15 protein-coding genes are annotated in these 21,424 nt (G+C 47.1%); 2 read left to right on the plus strand and 13 right to left on the minus strand.

Annotated features, from left to right (window positions below; all coding sequences use genetic code 11):
• Positions 1–507 precede the first annotated feature (507 nt).
• The gene (locus H4O21_RS01875; RefSeq protein WP_220495467.1) at positions 508–1,500 is read right to left on the minus strand and encodes a metallophosphoesterase; all 993 of its coding nucleotides are present in this window, start codon (positions 1,498–1,500) and stop codon (positions 508–510) included.
• Positions 1,490–2,374, minus strand: coding sequence for an NAD(+) kinase (locus tag H4O21_RS01880; protein WP_182807153.1), 885 nt, complete (start codon positions 2,372–2,374; stop codon positions 1,490–1,492). Before H4O21_RS01880 ends, H4O21_RS01875 begins: the two co-directional genes overlap by 11 nt.
• Positions 2,375–2,655: 281 nt before the next feature.
• Here H4O21_RS01880 and H4O21_RS01885 point away from each other — a divergent pair, with 281 nt between their 5' ends.
• Together H4O21_RS01885 and zntR are read left to right on the plus strand one after the other, a co-directional pair.
• Positions 2,656–3,660: a DUF1853 family protein gene (locus H4O21_RS01885; RefSeq protein ID WP_182807154.1), complete on the plus strand. Its 1,005-nt coding sequence runs from the start codon at positions 2,656–2,658 to the stop codon at positions 3,658–3,660.
• A gap of 125 nt (positions 3,661–3,785) precedes the next feature.
• Positions 3,786–4,217: a Zn(2+)-responsive transcriptional regulator gene (gene zntR / locus H4O21_RS01890; RefSeq protein ID WP_255487091.1), complete on the plus strand. Its 432-nt coding sequence runs from the start codon at positions 3,786–3,788 to the stop codon at positions 4,215–4,217.
• Between the two features lie 87 nt (positions 4,218–4,304).
• Here the strand turns inward: zntR and H4O21_RS01895 are convergent, their stop codons facing one another.
• The 11 genes from H4O21_RS01895 to H4O21_RS01945 all read right to left on the minus strand — a co-directional run bounded on the left by H4O21_RS01895 (position 4,305) and on the right by H4O21_RS01945 (position 21,381).
• Positions 4,305–5,231 (minus strand): EamA family transporter, encoded by a 927-nt coding sequence (locus tag H4O21_RS01895; protein WP_440590217.1) that lies wholly within the window; start codon positions 5,229–5,231, stop codon positions 4,305–4,307.
• Positions 5,231–6,016 carry a class II aldolase/adducin family protein gene (locus H4O21_RS01900; protein ID WP_182807156.1) on the minus strand — a complete coding sequence of 262 codons (786 nt, stop codon included), beginning with the start codon at positions 6,014–6,016 and terminating at the stop codon, positions 5,231–5,233. The genes H4O21_RS01895 and H4O21_RS01900 overlap by 1 nt, the downstream gene beginning before the upstream one ends.
• A gap of 165 nt (positions 6,017–6,181) precedes the next feature.
• Positions 6,182–8,986, minus strand: coding sequence for a response regulator (locus H4O21_RS01905; RefSeq protein WP_182807157.1), 2,805 nt, complete (start codon positions 8,984–8,986; stop codon positions 6,182–6,184).
• A gap of 17 nt (positions 8,987–9,003) precedes the next feature.
• The gene (locus H4O21_RS01910) at positions 9,004–10,743 is read right to left on the minus strand and encodes an EAL domain-containing protein (RefSeq protein WP_182807158.1); all 1,740 of its coding nucleotides are present in this window, start codon (positions 10,741–10,743) and stop codon (positions 9,004–9,006) included.
• A gap of 20 nt (positions 10,744–10,763) precedes the next feature.
• Positions 10,764–14,693, minus strand: a complete 3,930-nt coding sequence (locus H4O21_RS01915; protein ID WP_182807159.1) for a hybrid sensor histidine kinase/response regulator — start codon at positions 14,691–14,693, stop codon at positions 10,764–10,766.
• Positions 14,694–14,713: 20 nt separating this feature from the next.
• Entirely contained in the window at positions 14,714–15,607 is an 894-nt protein-coding gene (locus H4O21_RS01920) for a response regulator (RefSeq protein ID WP_182807160.1), read from the minus strand.
• 189 nt (positions 15,608–15,796) lie between these two features.
• Positions 15,797–16,471: a histidine phosphatase family protein gene (locus tag H4O21_RS01925; RefSeq protein WP_182807161.1), complete on the minus strand. Its 675-nt coding sequence runs from the start codon at positions 16,469–16,471 to the stop codon at positions 15,797–15,799.
• A gap of 13 nt (positions 16,472–16,484) precedes the next feature.
• Positions 16,485–17,450, minus strand: a complete 966-nt coding sequence (locus H4O21_RS01930; protein WP_182807162.1) for an adenosylcobinamide-GDP ribazoletransferase — start codon at positions 17,448–17,450, stop codon at positions 16,485–16,487.
• 46 nt (positions 17,451–17,496) lie between these two features.
• Complete coding sequence (gene cobT / locus H4O21_RS01935) at positions 17,497–18,546, minus strand: nicotinate-nucleotide--dimethylbenzimidazole phosphoribosyltransferase (protein ID WP_182807163.1); 1,050 nt, start codon at positions 18,544–18,546, stop codon at positions 17,497–17,499.
• Positions 18,547–18,575: 29 nt separating this feature from the next.
• Positions 18,576–20,252 (minus strand): Dyp-type peroxidase, encoded by a 1,677-nt coding sequence (locus tag H4O21_RS01940; protein WP_182807164.1) that lies wholly within the window; start codon positions 20,250–20,252, stop codon positions 18,576–18,578.
• Positions 20,253–20,358: 106 nt separating this feature from the next.
• Positions 20,359–21,381 (minus strand): 1-aminocyclopropane-1-carboxylate deaminase/D-cysteine desulfhydrase, encoded by a 1,023-nt coding sequence (locus H4O21_RS01945; protein WP_182807165.1) that lies wholly within the window; start codon positions 21,379–21,381, stop codon positions 20,359–20,361.
• Between the last annotated feature and the right edge of the window lie 43 nt (positions 21,382–21,424).

Here is a 21,424-nt window from a genome sequence, read left to right on the forward strand (position 1 = left end):
GTATTCCTGATATACATGCCTGAGAAGTATTCAGATATTCTCCGGCAGCAGGCCGAATAGTACGGTAATGTTCAGCAGAGACATTTTGTTCAGGTATTCAGCTATGACTGCAGTATACTGAAAAAGTCTCTTTTTATTATCAGACCACAAACAGCAGACAACAGAGACTCGGGCAGATACCTAAGGAAAGTATCAGGATTGTCATAGCCCAGAAACAAAAATCCGGCAGCATGGGAAGTGCTGCCGGATTAACTCGCTGGAGGAACATCCTGTTTCTCGCTAGGGACTGGTTTTGGGATAACCATACATCTAGTATGCGGTCATTTGCTGAACTTCCAAGCCTTTTTGACAAAAATTCACAAAAAATATTCATTCTACCTTTTGGTAGTTATTTTAAGTAATTTATCGGTATTTTATTCCCCCGCCCGATAAACAAGGCTGAGCCTGCATCTCGCCGGAACACTCTTATCGAGCCAGCTCACGCTTTAACAGTAAAAGCGCTTTTTATCAGCTCTCATCTCTATCCACTGAAACCCAGACAAAATTATTCGCATCCAGTTGTTGCTCACCACTGAAGCGATAACAAACCAGCTTGCCATATTTCACTGCACTATAATCCAGACAGGCAATATTAGGCGTGACCAGAGCAGGAACACCTTCACACCAGTAATGACCGATAAATAAAGGTTTTTCGTTCCGATCATAATAATGCAGATATTTTCGCTCTTTATCCGTTAATAAACGATCTTCCAGAGCACCAGGCAAATTATCCGGCTGGAAAATAACATCACCATACGTAATTGGATCTTTAGCCCAGAAATGCGTCCGGAATGTTCTGCGGGTAAACCCATCACCGCTGTGAATCTGAATACCATCCGGTAACCTCAGATGAGAGCCACGGGTCAGCTGCTCCATCAGGATAAAACCAAAACTGTCCCGCTGCACAGACTCCAGCAACAACTCATCAGTCAGATAGACGTCACCGGTTCTGGCCTGTAATTCTGCAATCAGATCTTTCTGCCAGCAGGCATGAATTACCCGGAACTGATCATGCTCCAGATAGAGAGGCAACTGTCGGAACCAGTCCAGATACATTTCCCACTCTTCCGGATAATCTTCAAACTGCTCCAGAGTTTCCTTAATCAGACGATTGTGCCGGACAGAATGAGAGCGCAGATAATCCTCGCCAAACCCTTCCGGTGCTCTGGTACAATAGGTAATGGCGTTATGCTCATGATTCCCCATTACCATCGCCGCATGGCCGTTCTGAACCATATTGAATGCAATCTGCACGGCTTCTCTGATTCTGGGACCGCGATCAACAATATCACCCAGAAAGATGACTTTACGCTCAGGGTGCTGCCAGACATTATCCTGACACTCATAGCCCATCAGTGTCAGCAAACGCTCCAGAGTATGGGCACAGCCATGAATATCACCAATCAGATCATACCCTGCCGCAGGGGGAATTCCCTGCCTGAATCTGTTATCAGTCGACAAAACTACTACTCCAGCCTAACTTGGTTCGGCATATCTCATAGAAATTATGATCAACCGGGTGAATCAGACGTAACTTATAAGGGCGTTTCTTCACATAAAGCACATCACCGGGTTTAGTGACCAGATGAGTTTGCCCGTCACAGCTGACATGAGGGTAGGCATCATTATCTTCGGCAATAATAATTTTTACTTCACTATTACCATCGACCACAATCGGGCGGCTACTGAGGGTATGCGGAAACATAGGCACCAGTACAATAGCATCAAGCTTCGGGTGCATAATAGGTCCACCGCCAGACAACGAGTAGGCCGTAGATCCTGTTGGTGTGGAAACAATCAGACCATCTGAACGCTGGTTGTAGACATACTGACCTTCGATATACAGATCGAATTCAATCATACGAGCTGATTTACCCGGATGCAGTACCACATCGTTCAGCCCTACCGCATTACCAACCGGTTCCCCGTTACGATACACTTCTGCATCCAGCATAAAGCGGTTTTCGCTGATATATTTACCATCCAGTACTTCACCAACGCGAGTTTCCAGCTCATCCGGTGAAATATCGGTCAGAAAGCCCAGACGACCACGGTTCACGCCCAGTACCGGAGTTTTATACTTAGCAATGGCGCGTGCAGCACCTAACAGGCTACCGTCACCACCGACTACAATCACCAGGTCACTGATTTCTCCGATCAGTTTTCGATTAACTTCCTGTAGCCCATGACCCGGCATAATTTCGCCGATCTGGTCTTCCAGAATAACGTGCAGATTGCGTTCATCCTGCAGATAGCGAATCAGGCGTTTAATTGTGTCTACAACTTTTGTGCTACCCATTCGCCCAATCAGGCCAATATTTTTAAATTGTTCCATCTGTCGTTTTATACCCTGGTGGAAATTTATACCTGTCAGCTCAGTGGCTGTCGGCCCCGTTGCCTGCTTTATATTTACAGGCTCTCGAATATTACTTTGTTATATCAGTCACCTGTCCGACTGTTTTGTCCCCCCCGATTGCAAATATTCAGAGGCACTCTCTGTATGCGGCAAACTGTATGCGACAAAACAAACGTTCAGCACTGATTATCTGATACAGTTAACAGAATAAATTCAATCCTGATGATCTCTCTATCAGAACCTTATCCTGTTAAAAAACGATGAACATCAACAACTTTCAGCATCAGTATATCCGGGATCTGGTGTGGCTGCTGACCACTCCAGCGCTGGCTCATTGTACTGCAGAAAGCTGGCAAATACCCGCTGCTGATCCGGATACTCTGGCATTCATAGACCAAGAGCTAATAAAAGGGGCACTAAGGGATAAGCCTTTCATAACAGATTTACCCTCTGGCTCTCCCCTGCTGCCGTTCGCTCAGAATAATCCGCCCAGACGGCTGGGGCTTTATGTGGAACAACTCTGGGGTTACTGGCTCCGCCTGCACCCGGAGATCGAAGTACTGATGAGCAATCGGGTGATACATCACCAGAAAAAAACGCTGGGGGAATTTGATATTATTCTTCGGGACTTCAGGGATCAGAAAATCTGGCATCTGGAGCTGGCCATCAAGTTTTATCTGCGTACTCCGGATGCCTGGGGTGCCCCCTGGCGATGGAGCCACTGGCTGGGACCAGGATGTATCGACAGCCTGGATCATAAATGGCATAAGCTGTATCAGCAGCAACTGACTCTCAGCCACAGGCCAGAAGTACAGGCTTTATTACATGGCGAAGCCTGTTTGCCAGATCATTCTTCCTCTCTGACTCGTGGGATACTCTTCTACCCGGATACTGCAGACCCGTTACTGATCTCATCTGCTAATAACCATAAAATATCCCCGGTCAGAATAAACAGTGCTCACCAGCGTGGCATCTGGCAAACATTCCGACACTGGGTTGATTGCCAGCCTGAAACGTCTGACTGGTATATCATGCGTAAGCCCCACTGGCTCGCTTTACCCGCCCAGCCAGAGTGGCAAAATAAACGACAAATCATGTCTGAAATAGACCATGAGCTTCAACGGGAACACCCTGTTTATATTGCCCATCGCCAGAGCGAACAACGCTATTTTATCGTACCGGATCACTGGCCTCATCAACAACCTCTGCCCTGGCATTACCCGGATAAAAGACGCCTGGATGAAGACCAGACAGAATACCTCTGACCCATTAAAGATTCTGAAAACAGATTCCCTTTGTTTCAGGCAGACAGCTTGACCCTGAACCAGACGTCAGGGTTTAACATATGCAATAAGAGTTAATCCAGAACAGGTAATTAGCAGGTAACCCAATGACTCACTTTATGCGTATTGGCGAACTGGCCAGTAAAACGGGTATTTCTGTAGAAGCCCTGCGTTTCTACGAAAAGCAGGGACTATTAAAAACACCTCACCGTAGCGATGCCGGTTACCGTCTATATGATGAAAAAACCCTGAAACAGGTCTCCTTTATCCTGAAAGCCAAGGCCGTTGGTTTTTCCTTAAAGGATATTGCCGGACTTTTAGCACTTGAAGTAAATCGGGAACAGGAAACCTGCGAATCCGTTAAAAATTTTGCTCAGTCAAAACTGGATGAAATTAACGCTAAACTGGCAGAACTCCAACGTATGAAAGATGCGCTGCAGCAGATCACAGACGCTTGCTGTGGTAGCGAAAAGTCAGCTGTCCATTGCACCATTCTGACAGCCTTGTCTGAAGACGAAGGAGAACCAGAGCACCACTAAAGTACTGCTATGGGAGGCTCTACTGTGTTGTATCCCCTTATTACTTCACTCACGACCCTGTATCCACCCCGTAGCACTGCCATAAAATCAGGATGCCAACAGGAGTAGCAGTACTCCGGCGACAATGACCAGCATGCCAAGAATCTCGCGTGCCGTCAGCTTTTCACGGAAGACAAGCACGGCGATTATCAGGGTAAAAATAAATTCAATCTGCCCAACCGCTTTTACATAGGCGACCGGTTGCAGAGTCATAGCTGTAAACCACCCAACAGATCCCATTACACTGGTTAATCCTACAAATACACAGGCCGGATGCTGTCGGGACATAGACCTCCAGTCACTGGCAGAACGAAAAGACAGATAAATAATGCCGATCAGGCTCTGCATGATCACCATCACCGCCAGCGTATAAGCCGCACTCAACTGAAACCCGGTATCTAAAGACAGGCTGGCCTGACGTAAACATAAAGAGGTCAGAGCAAACAAACCACCTGCCAACAAACCTGTCCCGGCAGCAGGATTAAACAGCCATTGCATCAGATGAGACGGATCAGCTCCATGCTCAGACGCAGCACTCTTCCAGCTGCTGATCAGCATAATACCTATAGCCCCCAGCACAATACTCAGCCAGGCCATCGCCGATAAACTTTCAGAAAACAATACAGCACCGAGCAATGCGGCCAGCAAAGCCTCTGTTTTGACATACATACTGCCAATCGCAAAGTTGCGAAAACGGAACAACCAGACCATCAGCGCCGTTGCAATCAATTGAGTCAGGCTGGCCAGAAAGGCAAATAACAGAAAACGTTCATTGCTATCTGGCAGAGAGCCGCTGGCCTCTGGCTGCCAGTACACCAGCCAGAACAGATAAAGCAACGCAAAAGGTAAACCATACAGGTAGCGGACAACGGCAGCACCGGTTGCCGTTAATCCATAAGCTAACTTTTTCTGCCCGGCAGTTCTGACAGATTGCATCAGGGCCGCCATAACCGTTAATCCTGCCCAGACCTCCATCAGAAGGCCGTTACCCGCTCGACGTGGCCAGCTTCAGCTTCTTCTGCCAGTCTTAATGCTCTGGCCCACTGAAATACATTCAGCATAGCCATTCCGGCTTCAGTCATATTTCTGCCAAAACTGATCACACCATCCTGATGTCCTCCCATAACCAGTACAGGAGCACTCTTCAGTTTTCCTTCACTCCAGAGGCTTCGTACTGCGTTTGCCATATCAGGCGTACCGTAAGGAACATGATCCGGTGTTGAAGGCAGCAATAGCTGATTTCTCAGGGCAAAGATTTCAGGGCTATGTACATGAATCACCGCCTGAATATCCGGTGACAATGCATAAATCGCCCCATGAGTCAGCGCTTCGGAAGATGGCTTAACAGGACCGCTGGCGATAATATGATTGTTAAGAGGATCGCAATGGTTAACCAGTGCATAATGTTCTGCGGTCAATTCGGACAGATGCCCGGTTTGTGTACCACTGATCAGAAAACCCGATCTGTCATCCGGGTTCTGAGATTCAGCCAGAGCGACAGCCGCATCATAAATATCAGCCCATGCATTCTCCGGCAGATCATGGGCATCATCTGAGAAGCAGCGCTGACTGATATTACCGTAGCCCAGGCCGCCATAACGCTCCGGGTCCTGCCCGATCAGCCCCAGCTGGTACAGTGTCAAACGCCACTGCTGCAGAGCCTTTAACCTTTGAGCATCAACGGGCTCTGCTACAGCAAAGTCCAGCTGATATTTAATCACACCTTCTTTTTCGTGCACAATCGAGGTCACTTTATTCATACTGTCGGCCCCCAAATATATCAGGGTTAACAGTCAATATCAGTGCACATCGGTTAAATTCCCCCCGGCAAAATCGGGCGGTACTATGCATTGATGGTACTACGCATTGATGGTGCTATATATTGATTACATCAGAGTGCTGAATCGTATGGCCTATGCTCATAATCAACGCTTCTGAACGATCCGATCCAGCTCCTGACAATAATGTTCAATAGAATGGATAACGCCATGACAGACCTGAATGCAGGTATTCAGATCAGTAACCAGCTCTTTGATGTTTGCGCCATTCGCCAGCAGATGTATCACCTTTTCACAACTGGCTTTCAGATAAAAAGCCCCCACCATTTCCGACGCTGTGTGCAGTTTTTTAATCCTCGTTGTTAATAAAGAATTATTACACGGTTCGGTCAGATGCTGATGTAACTGTTCAACCAAGTATCGACTACTGGTAATAAACTCACGATAGAACTGGCTGAGTACACCGGGATCATCTGAACCAATCATCTCAATAAGTACCTGCGTATCCACACCGTCAACATCATCTGATACAGCGGTTTTCTTCTTATCAAACTCATTCATAAATGGAGCAAGGCACTTACTAAGAGCCGTTAACGAGAAAGGTTTTGGCAGGTATGCATCCATACCAGCCTCCAGGCACTTGCTCCGGGTTCCCTTCAATGCATCGGCCGTAATGGCAATCATGGGTATTCTGCTCTTGCCAAAGGATGACTCCTCCTGCCGGATGCAACTGGCTAATTCATAACCATCCATCTCGGGCATATGGCAATCGCTGAGTATCAAACTGTATTGATTCTGCTGCCACATCGACAGAGCCTGTCGGCCATTCTGAGCCATATCAACAAGGAATCCTAACCTCAGTAACTGCTGGCGAATAACATTCTGATTGGTTGAGTTATCATCGACCAGCAATACCATACGATTACAACTGACAGCCTGCTCGACCGTCATTGACAACTCAGGACGATCAGCCATCGAAAAGTGGACGGGTTCTTTCAGGATTTTGCAGGCCAGATCATTCAGAGTATTCAGCAAACGGTGATATGAAACCGTTGAAGGATGCATAATGACACGCCCATCATGCTTTACTTCCAGGTAGTGCTCATCATATGCGGAAAATTCCGCCGAAAAAGTCACAAAGTGAATATTACTCCCCGTCAGAGTATCAGGCATGCGGCACGCCAGCATACCCGGAGTTACAGAAAAATCAGCATAACTGTTCAGAATAATCAATCTTTCACTACGCAACTGATTGGCCATTTGTAACGCTGGTCCTGTGTCAGCTGATTTGAGTACGAAAAACGGTATTTTTCCATGTTTCAGGTAACGTATCAGTGACTCTGTTAACAAACTCTCACCCGCGCAGACAATCACAAAAATACCCGAAAGATCAGGCTTAGTTTTCAACAGCGACTGATCGCCATACTCCAGAGGCAGACTTACAGTAAAAGCAGACCCTTCACCTGCAAAACTCAGAACTTCCAGCTGGCCAGACATTAAATCCACAAGGTGTTTAGTCAGTAACAACCCAAGCCCGGAGCCATCAGACAGATCATTAACAGGTTTTCCGTGCTCAACGGGCTGAAACAGGGAGGCTTTGAGCTCGTCAGAAACACCAATACCATTATCCCTGACGACCAGGTTTAATATTCCCCGATGCTCATCCTGCTCTTTCATCTCAACATCAAGAACAACGGCACCTTGCCGGTCTGCCAGACCCTGAGAGAACTTAATAGCATTACCTATCAGGTTATAAAGAATTTGCTTAATTCGTACCGCATCAGCCAATACAACAGGCAGATCAGGAGGACAATTAACTCTCAGGCGCACCCTCATTTTATCTGCCTGCCCTGACAGGTTATCCACTACCTGAAAAATGGTTTCTTCAGGGGAGATATCGAGCTTATCCAGTTCCAGCTTGCCTGCTTCAATTCTGGAAAAGTCCAGAATATCATCAATAATGACCTGCAACATTCTGGCGGAGTTTTCAGCCGTTTCAAGTAACTCTCTATGCTCACTTTGCTGTATATCCTGTTGAAGCAGATCGATTGTTGCGACAATACCATTCAATGGGGTTCGAATTTCATGACTCATTGTAGCCAGAAAGCCGGACTTGGCCTGAGTTGCAGCGGTGGATTTATCCAGACTACGTTCTAACCGTTGCTTCAGATGCTTTTCACTGGCAAACAAGCGATAAATACTGATGAACAGCCCAATACTCATCAACAGATACGACAAAGTCTTGAACAAGTGTGCAATGTTGAAGGGGTTATCAAACAGACGCAGAGAGAAAGGCATAAACATTAACTGACACATCAGACTGACAATAATCGTCAGTAAAAGCCAGTATTCAAAGTCATTCTCTTTCCAACCACCACGGATATAGAACATCCCCCCAGCAACCGCCATCATCAGTGCAGGAATTAATTCCTCAGGCCGACTGACAAACAACTCAGGATAGTATGCTCTGGGCAAGGGATAAAAGGCAAAAAACAGGAAAGACAAAATAGCAAACAACCCACTGAAGCAAACGATTTGAGTGTTACTTAGCCGGTTCTGATAACGAGGCAGCATAGCAAAAGCAGCGACCAGAAAAGAGGCCCCCAAAAAGAAGCGGGAGGATACCCAGCTCCAGGGAATCAACGAGGGCGGAGGACTGGGAAACAACAGATCAAAGAACTCGGATGTCACCAGAGCATGATAAAAATCCAGAGTAGCGGTCCCGACAAACCCAGCACCAATAATAAAAAACAGCTTATCAGATCGATGAGCAAAATAGTGCAAAAAACAGAGTATCCCGACAAATACCGCAACCAGCGTCGCTGTAGACTCCATCAGGGTGTGCAGCGTTTTATTACCCTGCCACTCCAGTGCTGATGTAAAAAAAGCCAGGCCAGATAATATAAAAATCATCAGGAAAAAAGAGGCTCGCCTCTGATAGGCCGTAAACATAATGTGCCTCCTTCTATTTAATATTGATCAGCCGCAGAAAGCGCTTGCAGCCTTAACTCCATCTCCTGTACAACTAATTCGGCAAGATCAGCCATTAATTGTTTGTCCTGTTCCGTAAACGCTCTGGGTTTAAAGTCAATACAGCACAGAGTACCCACATTTCCACCTCTCACAGACAGCGGCTGACCTGCGTAGAAACGTATGCCTGGCTCACCGGTTACCAGAGGATTCGAAGAAAAGCGGTGATCGTTCAGAGCATCTTCAACAAGAAAAGTCTCTTCACTCATAATAGCGTGACCACAGAATGAGATTTCGCGACTGGTTTGTGTCGCATCTAATCCAACCTTTGATTTAAACCACTGTCTGTCACTATCAACCAGACTGACCAGCACCACAGGAACGTCAAAGGCTCTTTGTGCAATACGGGTGATGCGATCAAAGGCTTCTTCCTTATGCGTATCAAGGATATTCAGGCTTCGGAGTACTTGCAGGCGATAACTCTCTCGCTTTGGTGTCTCTGGAGGAAAAGCAGGCTGAACAGGTACAAAACTGAACAGTTGATAACGCAGTTCACTCCACTCCTCTAACCAGACAGGAAAACGATCCATCGGCATAGGACGGGCGAAGTAGTAACCCTGGGCATAATCAACGCCCATCTGTTTCACCAGCTCCATCTCCTGCGATGTCTCTATGCCCTCTGCGACCACAGTCATATTCAGCTGCTTAGCCAGATTAATACTGTTATGGAGGATAATTTGAGATTTGGAGTTATCCCATACAGAGCTGACAAAGCTTTTATCCAGTTTCAGCTCGTCAAAAGGCAAATCTTTCAACTGTGTCAGATTGGAGTATCCTGTACCAAAGTCATCAATTGACAAAGAAATGCGCTTAAGCCTTAAACTGCTCAGTACATCCAGGACCTCCGCCATGTCTCTGTTCAGGCAACTTTCCGTGACTTCAAAAGTAAAACGACCGGGGCTTTCATTATAATGCGCTAACACATTCTCCAATGCGATAAAAAAACTGCTCTGTTGCAGGCTTTTCATCGACAGGTTGATTGCAATATGAATCTGCTCCAATGAGTGATGATGCTCACGAAAAAAAGCGATAACCTGGCGGGTCAGGGACAGTGTCATCTCATCAATCAGATCATAACGTTCCAGCAATGGAATAAACTCATCAGGAAATATATTGCCCAAATCAGGCGCACTCCAGCGAGCCAGTACCTCCACACCAAAGACCTCCTGATTGATCAGATGTATCTTAGGTTGCAACCAGGGAGTCAGCTCATTATGGAGGATGGCCTGTTGCAGACGTTGTTTTGATATCGTGCGGGTAATCGCGGGCTTTGAGAGAATGGCTTCTGCAGGTTGCTTTATGTTCAGCAGTACCTGCCTGAGTTGCTGACTATCAACAGGCTTGCTGATCCGGGCTGCTACAGATAGCCCTCTGGCCTGAGCCAGCTTCTCGACGGCTTCCAGGGTATAAAGGTCTTCTCCACTGAACAGAATAATATGGCCAGGAAATTGCTGATCGGCTAAACAGCGAATCATATCAATACCCGTAATATCCGGCATATTCAGATCCAGTATCACGGCCTCGACACCATGATCGGAATGCGCCAGCAACGCCAGAGCATCCCGTGCATTGTCAAAGGTCTGAACCTGATGGCAACCAATACCTTTCACCTGAAAAGATGTCGTCCTGAGTACAAAGTGGTCATCATCTACAATGACAACGTGTTTCATCTCTGTCATAGCTTTCACCTGATACAGGGCTACGAAATATGCTCTCTGATTAACGTGACAGACCGCTCATATATCAGAATCAGCTCAGATGCATCAGTCATTACACTATCAGAGGCATTCTGCTTGATGGCGGTGTTAATGACGGTAGCTTTATCACTCAAGGCCACTGCACCCACCATACCGGCAGATGATTTCAACTGATGTGTAGCACTGCCTATGACAGTAAAATCATTCTGCTCTATGCCTTGCTTCAGGCGTACTATCACCTCTTGTGAGCTGTCCAGAAACTCCTGGTAGAACTCCTGTAATACGGATACGTCATCACTTGAAATTAGTTTAGGTAGTACCGAAAAATCAAGTAATGCGGGAATATTATTTTGCGTGGCGGTTTCAGTACTCTCTGACTCATCAGTCTGGTTCTCAGCCATACCAGGCTCAGCAGCATGGAACAATAGATCGGTATCAACCAGTGATGATTCAGCAACCTTATTCTCTGATCCACTGTTATCAGAATCAATCAGAGCATCAGCATAAACCGGCGTCTGAGGGACGGCATACTCAGACAAATTACGCAGGATAGTTGTCGCCAGCGTTTCCAGCTCCAGAGGTTTTGACAGACAGTCATTCATACCTGCAGCAAGGCACTGGTCACGCACCCCTTTCATAGCGTCAGCAGTTAATGCAATAATCGGGTAATGCTGATACTGGGAATACTGTCGTATCTTCCGAGCCAGATTATACCCATCCATCACGGGCATGTGACAGTCGGTCAGCAACAGGCCATAGTCTCGTTGCAACCAGAAATCCAGCGCTTGCTGGCCATCTTCTGCTGTATCGTAAGTCAGTCCCAGCATAGATAGCTGCTGTCCGATCACCTTACGGTTCATCGCATTGTCATCGACCAGTAATACGCGACCAACCTGATCCGGGTTGAACCCTGGATGTACTGAACTGCCAGCACGGCTAGCCGCCAGACCATCATTAAACCGATCAGGAAAACAACAATACTGAATCTCCCGGAACAAGTTTTCACTGTTCAGGTAATAAAGGTTCAACCGGGCATGTCCGGGTGGAAGAAACAGCTCTTCTGTATCAGAATAGAAGCCTGCTTTAATCAGGCGGATATTCTGATCATCGGCAAGATCCGCTACACGGGGGTAATATGCATCATCAGTCAGTACCACACTATTTTGCACTGAAAGTTGCCTGAGCGCCTGTGCCAGCTCATCTTCGCAATGGAAATCCAGCCAGTGTCCATCAGGGCAGCATTCGGAGAAATATAACCGTAATGCTTTTCTGGAAGCATCGTCTCCCAGATAGCAAAGCAGTGTAACCGGAGCCAAAGCGCTGGATTTTTCCGGTAGTATCGCACTCACCGGAACAGAGCTATCCGGGACTTCGGCCCGAAGCAGAGGGATCTGCACAGAAAAGATGCTGCCCAGACCTTCCTCACTATCAATATGAATTGTTCCTCCCATCATCCGGGTCAGGCGTTGCGTAATCGTCAGGCCCAAACCCGATCCACCAAAGCGCCTTGTAATATCACCGTCAGCCTGAGAGAAAGGCTGGAACAAACGAGATATCACTTCTTCAGACATACCAATTCCATTATCAGAGACACGCACACTTAATATCTGGCGGGACAGATCATAGCTCAGATACACATAGACCTGACCTCTTTTATCTTCCTGATCTGAACTGAATTTAACGGCGTTACTCACCAGGTTGATAATAATCTGCTTCACTCTGACGCCATCACAGAGCAGATAGGGTGACTCGATTTCATCAATAAACAATAGCTGGCATGCTCTTTTCTGCGCAATAGGCCCGGTCACCATCTGAACCTCACGCACCAACTGCCTGATGGACAAAGGGCTTTCATTTAATTCCAGACTGTCAGCTTCAATGCGAGAGAAGTCCAGTACATCATTAATGATTTGCATCAGACTAATCGCAGAAGCATAGGCCTGCTCAGTCAATTCCAGCTGCTCTTTAGTAATGCCTTTAAAGCGCAACATATCAACAGAGGCAACAATGCCATTCAATGGTGTACGAATCTCGTGACTCATGGTCGCTAGGAAAGCAGATTTAGCCCGATTGGCGGCTTCTGCTTCCCGAGTTGCTTTTTTCAGACTATTTTCAGCTGCTTTACGCTCCGAAATATCCAGCACAAAGGCAACCAATAGCTCCTGACCGGATAACACCTGATACATTATAATCAGCTCAACAGGTATCAGATGGCCATTTTTCGATTGATGCACACTCTCGGTACGCAAAAAACCACTATCACGAACCTGTATCACCTGCTCTTTAAAGCTCTCTTCTGTATGGTGAAAGTCGATATTAAGTAGCGTCAGGCTTTTAAGGGTCTGGGTGTCATACTCCAGACGATTCAGTGCCACATTATTACTATGCACAATACGGCCAGAGCGGCATTCAATCCAAAGCTCTGCAATATCAGAATTCTCCAGAGCATCCCGTGTCACTTTCAGGGTTTCAGCAGCCTGCTCTGCCTTATCTTTTTCTAACTGAAGTCTGAACGAGAAGGATTTCAGGTCTTCATTCATCTTTTTATAAGTAGAAATATCCCGGATGTAGACGACATAATAACCAGAGTTATCGCCTTCTACCTCGCGCACCATCACCTGAACTCCCAGTTTGTCCTTCTCTGCCGATAGCAATTGGGTTTCCAGAGGCTGAGTCAGCTTACTTTTCTTTCTGAGCCACTCTGAACACTCCATATCATCCCATTCAGGAAAAAAAGGCAGAAAAGTACGACCATACATTGAATCCAGTGGCATTTTTAACATCAAAGATACAGCATGATTCGCACGTATCACGCAGCCTTTAAGATCAACCACGATAATCCCCTCAGAGGAGACTTCTGAAATAGCATGACTCATAAACGCTTCAGCATCAGCCAGACGTCGACTACGGAAGAAAATAATGCTGGTCAGCAACATCAGAAAAACGGAAAAGCAAGCGGCAAGGAAAATCAGGCGATTGGTATGATGTAAAAGGCTGAAAGCTTCTTCTCTGGGCTGCTCCGTTGTAATCGCGATGCCCATATCTTTCAGCCAGCGCCAGCCACCGACGACATATTCTGAGTGAATACCAGGATAGCCAATCAGGTTAAATGATGTTTCAGACGAACGCGGACTCACCCGTTCAGATACTTTCTTGTTTAATCGCCCCTGATGATACGCTGAATCCGCATCATCGCCCGACAGCCAGTTCGCGTCTACAGGAGACAACAGACTACCATATTGGTCAAAGGCATAAGTTATACCACGCTTCCCTGACTTCTCCCTTGATAATAAAGGAAAAAATGTTCGGTAAGGGTTAATACGCAGGGCCAGAGCAGCATCGACTTTACCTTTAATTGTCACAGGAACAACAACAAACATGGTGTATTTTTTAACCTGCCCGGAAACAGAGTCTACCCCCAGATCCACATCAGACAGCTGTATTTTAGAAATGACAGGCTTGCCGCTCCAGACTGGCTGCAGATGCTCCGACTGAAGGGATAACAGATTAGTGGTGCCTGTATTGCTATCACGGGAAGATGCCAGAGACTGGTAATCAGGATTCAGTATAAAAAAGCCTTCGTAAATCTCCCTGCTAAGCAAGAATTGAAAATACTCTCTTATACCAAGGTAGCGGTTATCAATCAGCAGTTGCTCACGCCCTTTCTCAGCATCCTGCAGTAAAACCCGGACATAGCTTTGCAACTCTTCATCATCAGCCAGAGCACTGGAGTGTGTAATATGGTTTTCTACCCAGATACTCAGAGCCAGCTCTGTACTATCCAGAATTGTTGCAAAACGCTGCTGAAGCTGCTGCTCAAACTGATCCCTTGTATCCGACAAAATCAGATAGGTCACACCAGACAGAGCTGAAATCGCGATCAGGATACTCAACACACCGGATTGAATCGTTTGCCTTATGTGACGCAACATAGCTTCACCCTTATCGATAGTCAGCCTTTATTCGTCAGCACAACCGCTTCAACCACATTACCACGTCCCTGGTATGCAAGCTGATCAAAGCTGCTCATACGCGCCATCGCAATACCTCTGCCATTTGGATCAAACGCTCTTTCTGCCTGCAACTCCATATAAGGCTCCCAGTCGAAGCCATCGCCTTCATCTTCAATCATCAGCACAAGACGCTCTTTCTCCCTCGAAACGGACACCCGAGCTTCACGTTGCCCCCATTGTACTGAAGCCTGTCTTTTTTCCAGTTCTTCAGATAATGTCCCTGCCAGCAGAAGAGCTTTTTTTTCATCATAGCTAATCCCCAGATTACCGTGCTCAATGGCATTGATCATCAGTTCATGTAAGCCTAATGCCACCCTGTTCGGATCAGGGTATAACCGGGAGAGTGCTTTCGCCAGCCTGATAGCCTGCTCATGGGTCTGAAAACGCATACTCAGCTGTTCTACGGAAGAACAGATTAAAGCCAGGTCACTGGCATCCTCTTTCACTGTATTCAATTGCTGATACTGCTGAATAGCCGCTTCAACGACGGTCAGCAGCAGTGTTTTATCCAGTGGTTTGGTTAAATAATAATGTGCTCCGGCGCTGAGACCTTCTTTTATATCACTACGATCTGTCAGCCCCGTTTCCATAATGACAGGGATGGCACTGAACTCAGGCTCAGCTTTCAGCATTCTTAATATCATCATGCCATCCATTCCGGGGAGCTGACGATCAAGTACCACCAGGTCGTAGGAACAATCGACCTGATGTAAGGCTTTCCAACCACTTTCACCATCTACCGAGTGATCCACTTCATACCCTTCTTCTGTCAGGACATGACTGATCATTTTGGCTATAAACGTATCGTCTTCAATTAGCAGGATTCTTGGCATGGTCACTCCTTAAACCAGAACACTATAAAATAAACCTAGCAGTAAAAGTTCCTTCTACCAGGCAGTATTTACAATATATAAAAAACACATCTTTAAATACAGAAATAGAGCCTATGCATAGAGTATGAAACAGTGGAAAGCCTTTCAGGTAAGTTGAATCAGTCTGTAAAAGCCAGAATAAAATATGCATCAGAGCTTAGAAGCCGCCAGCGCCAGAGGCCAGTTCATTCCCCGGACTTGCCATACATCACTGTTGATTTGATCCGTTGCGTCGCAACAACGACTATCATCATACAACCATGTGCGCCTTAGCCAGATGAGGTGTTGATAGTCCAGCTGCAACCTTAACTGAGCAGATAAAGATATATCCAGCACTTGCCCTATGATCATACGAATCACACCGGAGTGACTGACCAGAATACCGCTCTGCCTCTGATCAAGCCACCCCTGCCAGGCTGATAAAACCCGCTGTCGCATCTTCTCTGCAGATTCACCACCCGAGGGAGCAAAGGTCTCCAGGTTATCCTGCCAGCGTTCAATATCCTGCCTGGGAATCTGATCCCAAAGCATACCTTCCCAGCAACCAAAATTGATTTCCTGCCAGGCCTCATCATATTGAACCCCCTTCTGAAAACCAGAACCCGGACAATGTAAAAGTGTTTCAGTCAGCGCACGGGCTCTTAGTAATGGACTACTGAGCAACAAAGCGTCAGGGTTAGCAGACAAAAAGTTGTCAGCCAGAAAAGCACAAGCCGGATCAGGAACATCTGCGGCAGGAAGATCGGAACTTCCATAGCAAACACCTGACCCGGCTTCAGGGCGGATATGCCTTATTAACAGATAATCCGCCGAGCGCTGAATCATAACAGCTCAGTGCTTATACATTCAGACTGTAAGCAGACAGAGCCAGGTAAGTCATCACTTCAGCCAGTTGCTGGGCACCGCCCAGACAATCACCGGTATAGCCGCCAATGCGTTTTTCCCAGTAACGGCTCAGTAAAGACTTAAGAGCCCAAAGAGGTAACAGCATCATCATCAGAGGTGGCATTACACGTTCTGCATAACCAAAGCTCAGAATAATAACCAGTACAGCAGCAAAACCGATCACCCAGACAAACAGCGCTTCTGAATTGCTCATCGGCTCAGACTGACCGACAAACTTGCTGTCCTCTTCATTACGCACGTAGTTCATTGAGTGAATGAAGCTAGCAGAGAAACTGCGGCTCAGGGTATAGCCCAGGATCAGCACCATAGGGATCTGTTCTGGTGTGAACAGGAACAGAGCACTCAGTTTTACAGTCAGTAACAGACCCAGCCCAAGCACACCATAAGTCCCCAGACGCGAATCCTTCATAATACTGAGAATACGCTCTTTGGTGCTGCTGCCACCAAAGCCATCACAGGTATCAGCAAAACCATCTTCGTGGAACGCACCTGTCAGCCATATACCAACAACCGTGGTCAGTACCAGAGCCAGCCATACGCTGTGCCAGATGGCATAGAACAGAGAGAAACTCAGTGCAGAGATAAGCCCCAGCAGAACACCTACAACGGGCAGAAAGCGCGCTGCACGGTTTGTCTGCATGGCCCACTCAGGAATCTGACAGCGTACCGGAATACGGGTAAAAATAACGATAGCCGCCAGCAGATACCAGAGCTGCTGATGCCAGAAGTTCAGATTGGACTGATCCTTTACCCGCTCAGGGTCAAAGGTGTAATCCAGCTTTGCCTTAAAGGCACAGGCTTTCCCCATTAAAGGTCGCACAACCAGCGACTTAAATTGTCCGGCAACGAAACAAGCTGCAACACGCAGCTGTCCCGCTATTTTTTTTATCTTGTTCACGTTCGATAGGGTCTCCAACTTAAGTAGTTCCTTTCAGGAAACAATATTATGCCTGATCTGCTTCATTCTTTCTCTGACTTACTGCGGCCTCCTCAAAGGAGGACATCTCATTTAAAAAAGCCAGTGAAGAGCAGATCAGAGGATAAGCTACTGCTGCTCCGCTGCCCTCACCCAGCCTCATATTCAGCCTCAGCAACGGCTCCAGCCCGAGATAATCAAGTAGTTTACGATGTCCCTGTTCATCCGATTGATGACAGGCTATGCAATAATCCAGAATTTCCGGATAAAGACCATGAGCAATAAGGAGGGCACTGGATGCAATAAAACCATCCACCAGCACCAGCATCCGGAGTTCAGCCGCTTTCAGCATCGCTCCGCATATCATTGCAATTTCAAAACCTCCGAATGTGGCCAGAATCGCCATAGGGTTGTGTCCGGTATTATGATGATTCGCAGCCTGTTGTAATACCGCTAACTTTTTCAGAATGCCTTTCTCATCCAGCCCGGTTCCACGTCCCACGCATTCGGCCAGTGCAATACCGGTCATATGATGCATTAGCATGGCGGCTGAGGAGGTATTACCGATACCCATTTCACCAAAACCAATGACATTACACCCTTGCTGAGCCAGTTGCTCTACCTGATCAGCACCGCGTTGTATCGCTTCTCTGGCCTGCTCTGCCGTCATGGCCGGGGTATTAAGAAAGTTACAGGTTCCCCTTCCCATGCTCTGATCTGCCAGCAACGGATGATCTGGTAACGGCTCCGCCACACCGGCATTAATCACCCTGAGATCCATACCATTCTGACGACAGAACACATTGATTGCCGCGCCACCATTCAGAAAGTTCATGACCATCTGCTGAGTGACTTCCTGCGGATAAGGACTGACCCCCTCTGCTGCAATGCCATGATCTCCGGCAAAAACCAGCATACAGGGGGCGTTCAGTACAGGGATTAAACTCTGCTGTATCAGTCCCAGCTTCAGTGCAACCTGCTCGAGACTGCCCAACGCACCCGGCGGTTTGGTTTTCTGATCAATCTTGCGCTGCAGCGCCTGTGCCAGCCGCTTATCGGTTGATTCAATATGAAACATGCTATATCCGGTTCTCTGAAACAGAAAAATTACTCATCTCGCTTTTTCTGCTCTTTACCATCATCTGTCAGACTCCAGGGTAAACTCTTCAGATCTTTCAGACCATCATCTGATGTATCTACATGAGGCTTACTCTGCTGTTCTTTCTCTTTTTCATCATCTTCTATCATCGCCTGATAAAACGTCGCAGAATAACGCTTGCTGCTCTGAGAACTGTTACTGTTCTCTTCAACAGGTAAAGAAGAAGCAGGTACCGGTACATTCTGTTCCGTCGCAGAGGTAACAGGTTCAGATTCCTGTTCATTCTCTACAGAAGGCACAGGAATAACGGGATCATCCATTGACTCACTCAGAGGCGTATATTTAAGCTCACCTCTTGTCGAATTGCGCTCAGCTTCTTCTGCCGCCAGACGTGCTCTTTTCTCTGACTCTCGTTGTAAACGAAGCCTTTCAGCTTCAGATGCGGCTCCCAGGTATTGGGTCAGGAATTCACGGGATGGTGCAAACAATGCGGCACCGGTAACAGCACGGGTGTACTTCATCAGATGATCATAATGACCTTTTGCATCACTGTAGATCATACTCGCCAGCATGCGGGTAAAGTTATCCGCAAAACGGCAATATGATACAAAGTACAATCCCTGCTCATCCAGATCACCATAAGGCATACTTTGTCTCAGGATCTCTACGGCCTGCCCGTCTTCATCCTTAATACCTGAACGCTTAATATGAGAGGTCAAAGGCTTTTCGTCACCGGTAAACTCAATATTATCCGACTTAGTCCGGCCAATAACCTGTTCCTGGTCAGGTACATCCAGTTTATTCCAACGTGGCAGGTTATGGACATAACGCTGGATATGAACATAACTACCGCCCGCAAACCCCGGATCTTCAGGGCCAATCAGAGCGACACGGGGCTTATCATCTCCCTGAGGGTTTTCAGTACCATCAACAAAACCCGTCAGATCCCTGGAATCAAGATAACGGAAAACAGGAATCGCTTCCTGAAGATCTGCCAACTCCCCCAGCAAGGCGTGCACACGCTGTCCAACCACAAAATTAATATCCTGCCGATCACAGCGAATCTGGAAAAAAAGATCACAGGGAGTTTCAGGAGCAGAACGATCTCCCTGCTTCATTTCAGGAAAAGGTTTAAGAGCGACGGGTTTTGCGGAAGGATAGACACGTGGCCAGGCATCAGCGCCCACAGCAACCACACCACTCAGAGAAGGCACATCAAAGACCCGGCGGCATTCATCCAGCATACTGGGAAAACGTGCCAGTACATCCTGTACATACGGCAACAGATCATCATCATTCCTCAGGGTATACGTGATGTAATACCCATGCAGATTAGACTCGGCCAGTACACCGCACTGAGGCGTATCGCCTACAATGACAGGTTCTTTCAGCTCTGTTTCTACTACAGCGGCAGCATCGTCATCGGTTTCATCTGCTGATACCTGGTCTGCGCCTTCTGCTACCTCTTCAGGCTGATCATCAACCTGTACAGTATCCGCCGCTTCAGGTTCGCCAACACCAGACTGATCAGCCTCAGTGCTGTCTTTATCAGTAACCTGAGCATCCTTGTCAACATCTGCCAGAGCCTCTATTGCTTCACTTTCTGAAGAAGCCTCAACCGTTTGTGGTTCATTCTGCTGATCAGTAGACGACAACTGATCTTTATCCGACTGATTTTCCTGCATATTCTGATCCTGAGTTATCATTGGGCTATCAGAATTTAACATGTTAACTCATTTAAGATAAATGACGAGAGTCCGAATACCAGAGAAATAAGAAGAATTATTACTATCAGAGAATCCACTCCAAACCATACCCTCTGCGTCCTTGTAAACCTCCGGAATGAAGAAGAATCACAGTGTCCCCGGAAGAACACTCACCTCTGTCAACCGCCTGAAAAAATCGATAAAACAGTTTGCCGGTATAGACAGGATCAAGCTGCACGCCAGTTTCCAGCTCAAACTGACTAAGCCAGCTAATCAGCTCTGGCTTTACCCGGCCATACCCTCCGCCATGCCCATCAGTTAACAACTGTAAAGCAGCTGAACAATGCTCAGGCACCAGTCCGTTTCTTATAGCCGGTTCCAATTTCTCAACGACATCATCGTATAAAAAGCTACCGCCTTTCAGTACAGGCACCCCTGTTACCCGATAAGGCATCGTTCTGGCAGCCAGCAGCCCGGCAACGGTGCCACCGGTCCCCATCGCACACCACAACTGGTCAGGCTTAAGCCCCCCTTGACGACAATCCTGCTCTATTTCGCGTCCCAGAGCCATTACCCCGGGTAAAGCCAGATCACTGCTACCGCCCTCTGGTACCAGATAATAGCCTTTATACTGCTCACTCAGCGTATTCAGCCAGTCCGGTTCGCCCCTCTTTCGATACTCAACCCTGGAAACAAAGTGACACTGCATCCCCCAACTCACGGCATCCTGAAGCATCCGACTGTGACTCAGTAATTCAGGCTCACCTCTGATAACCGCTGTCAGAGGAAGATCCAGCAGACGACAGGCTTTTGCCAGAGCATGGATATGATTAGACCAGGCACCGCCAAAAGATAAAACACCGTCAGCGTTATTCTGCAAAGCCTGAGCCAGATTAAACTTCAGCTTATACCACTTATTACCCGATATAACCGGATGAATCAGATCTGTCCTTTTCAGCAGAACATTAATACCTTTCTGCTCCAGAAGAGGATGGATCAGAGGTAACAAAGGTGCCGGGCTAATGTGATCTTCCAGCTCAGCAAGTCGCTCAGGCAAGCCTGCTTTCAGCCAGCTTATAGGGTCAACAGAGATATTTTCAGATCGCAACACAGTATCCATTTCACAGAGAAGACATCAGAAACAAGAAGAT

The organism is Oceanospirillum sediminis, assembly GCF_014164585.1.
Lineage (GTDB): Bacteria > Pseudomonadota > Gammaproteobacteria > Pseudomonadales > Halomonadaceae > Oceanospirillum > Oceanospirillum sediminis.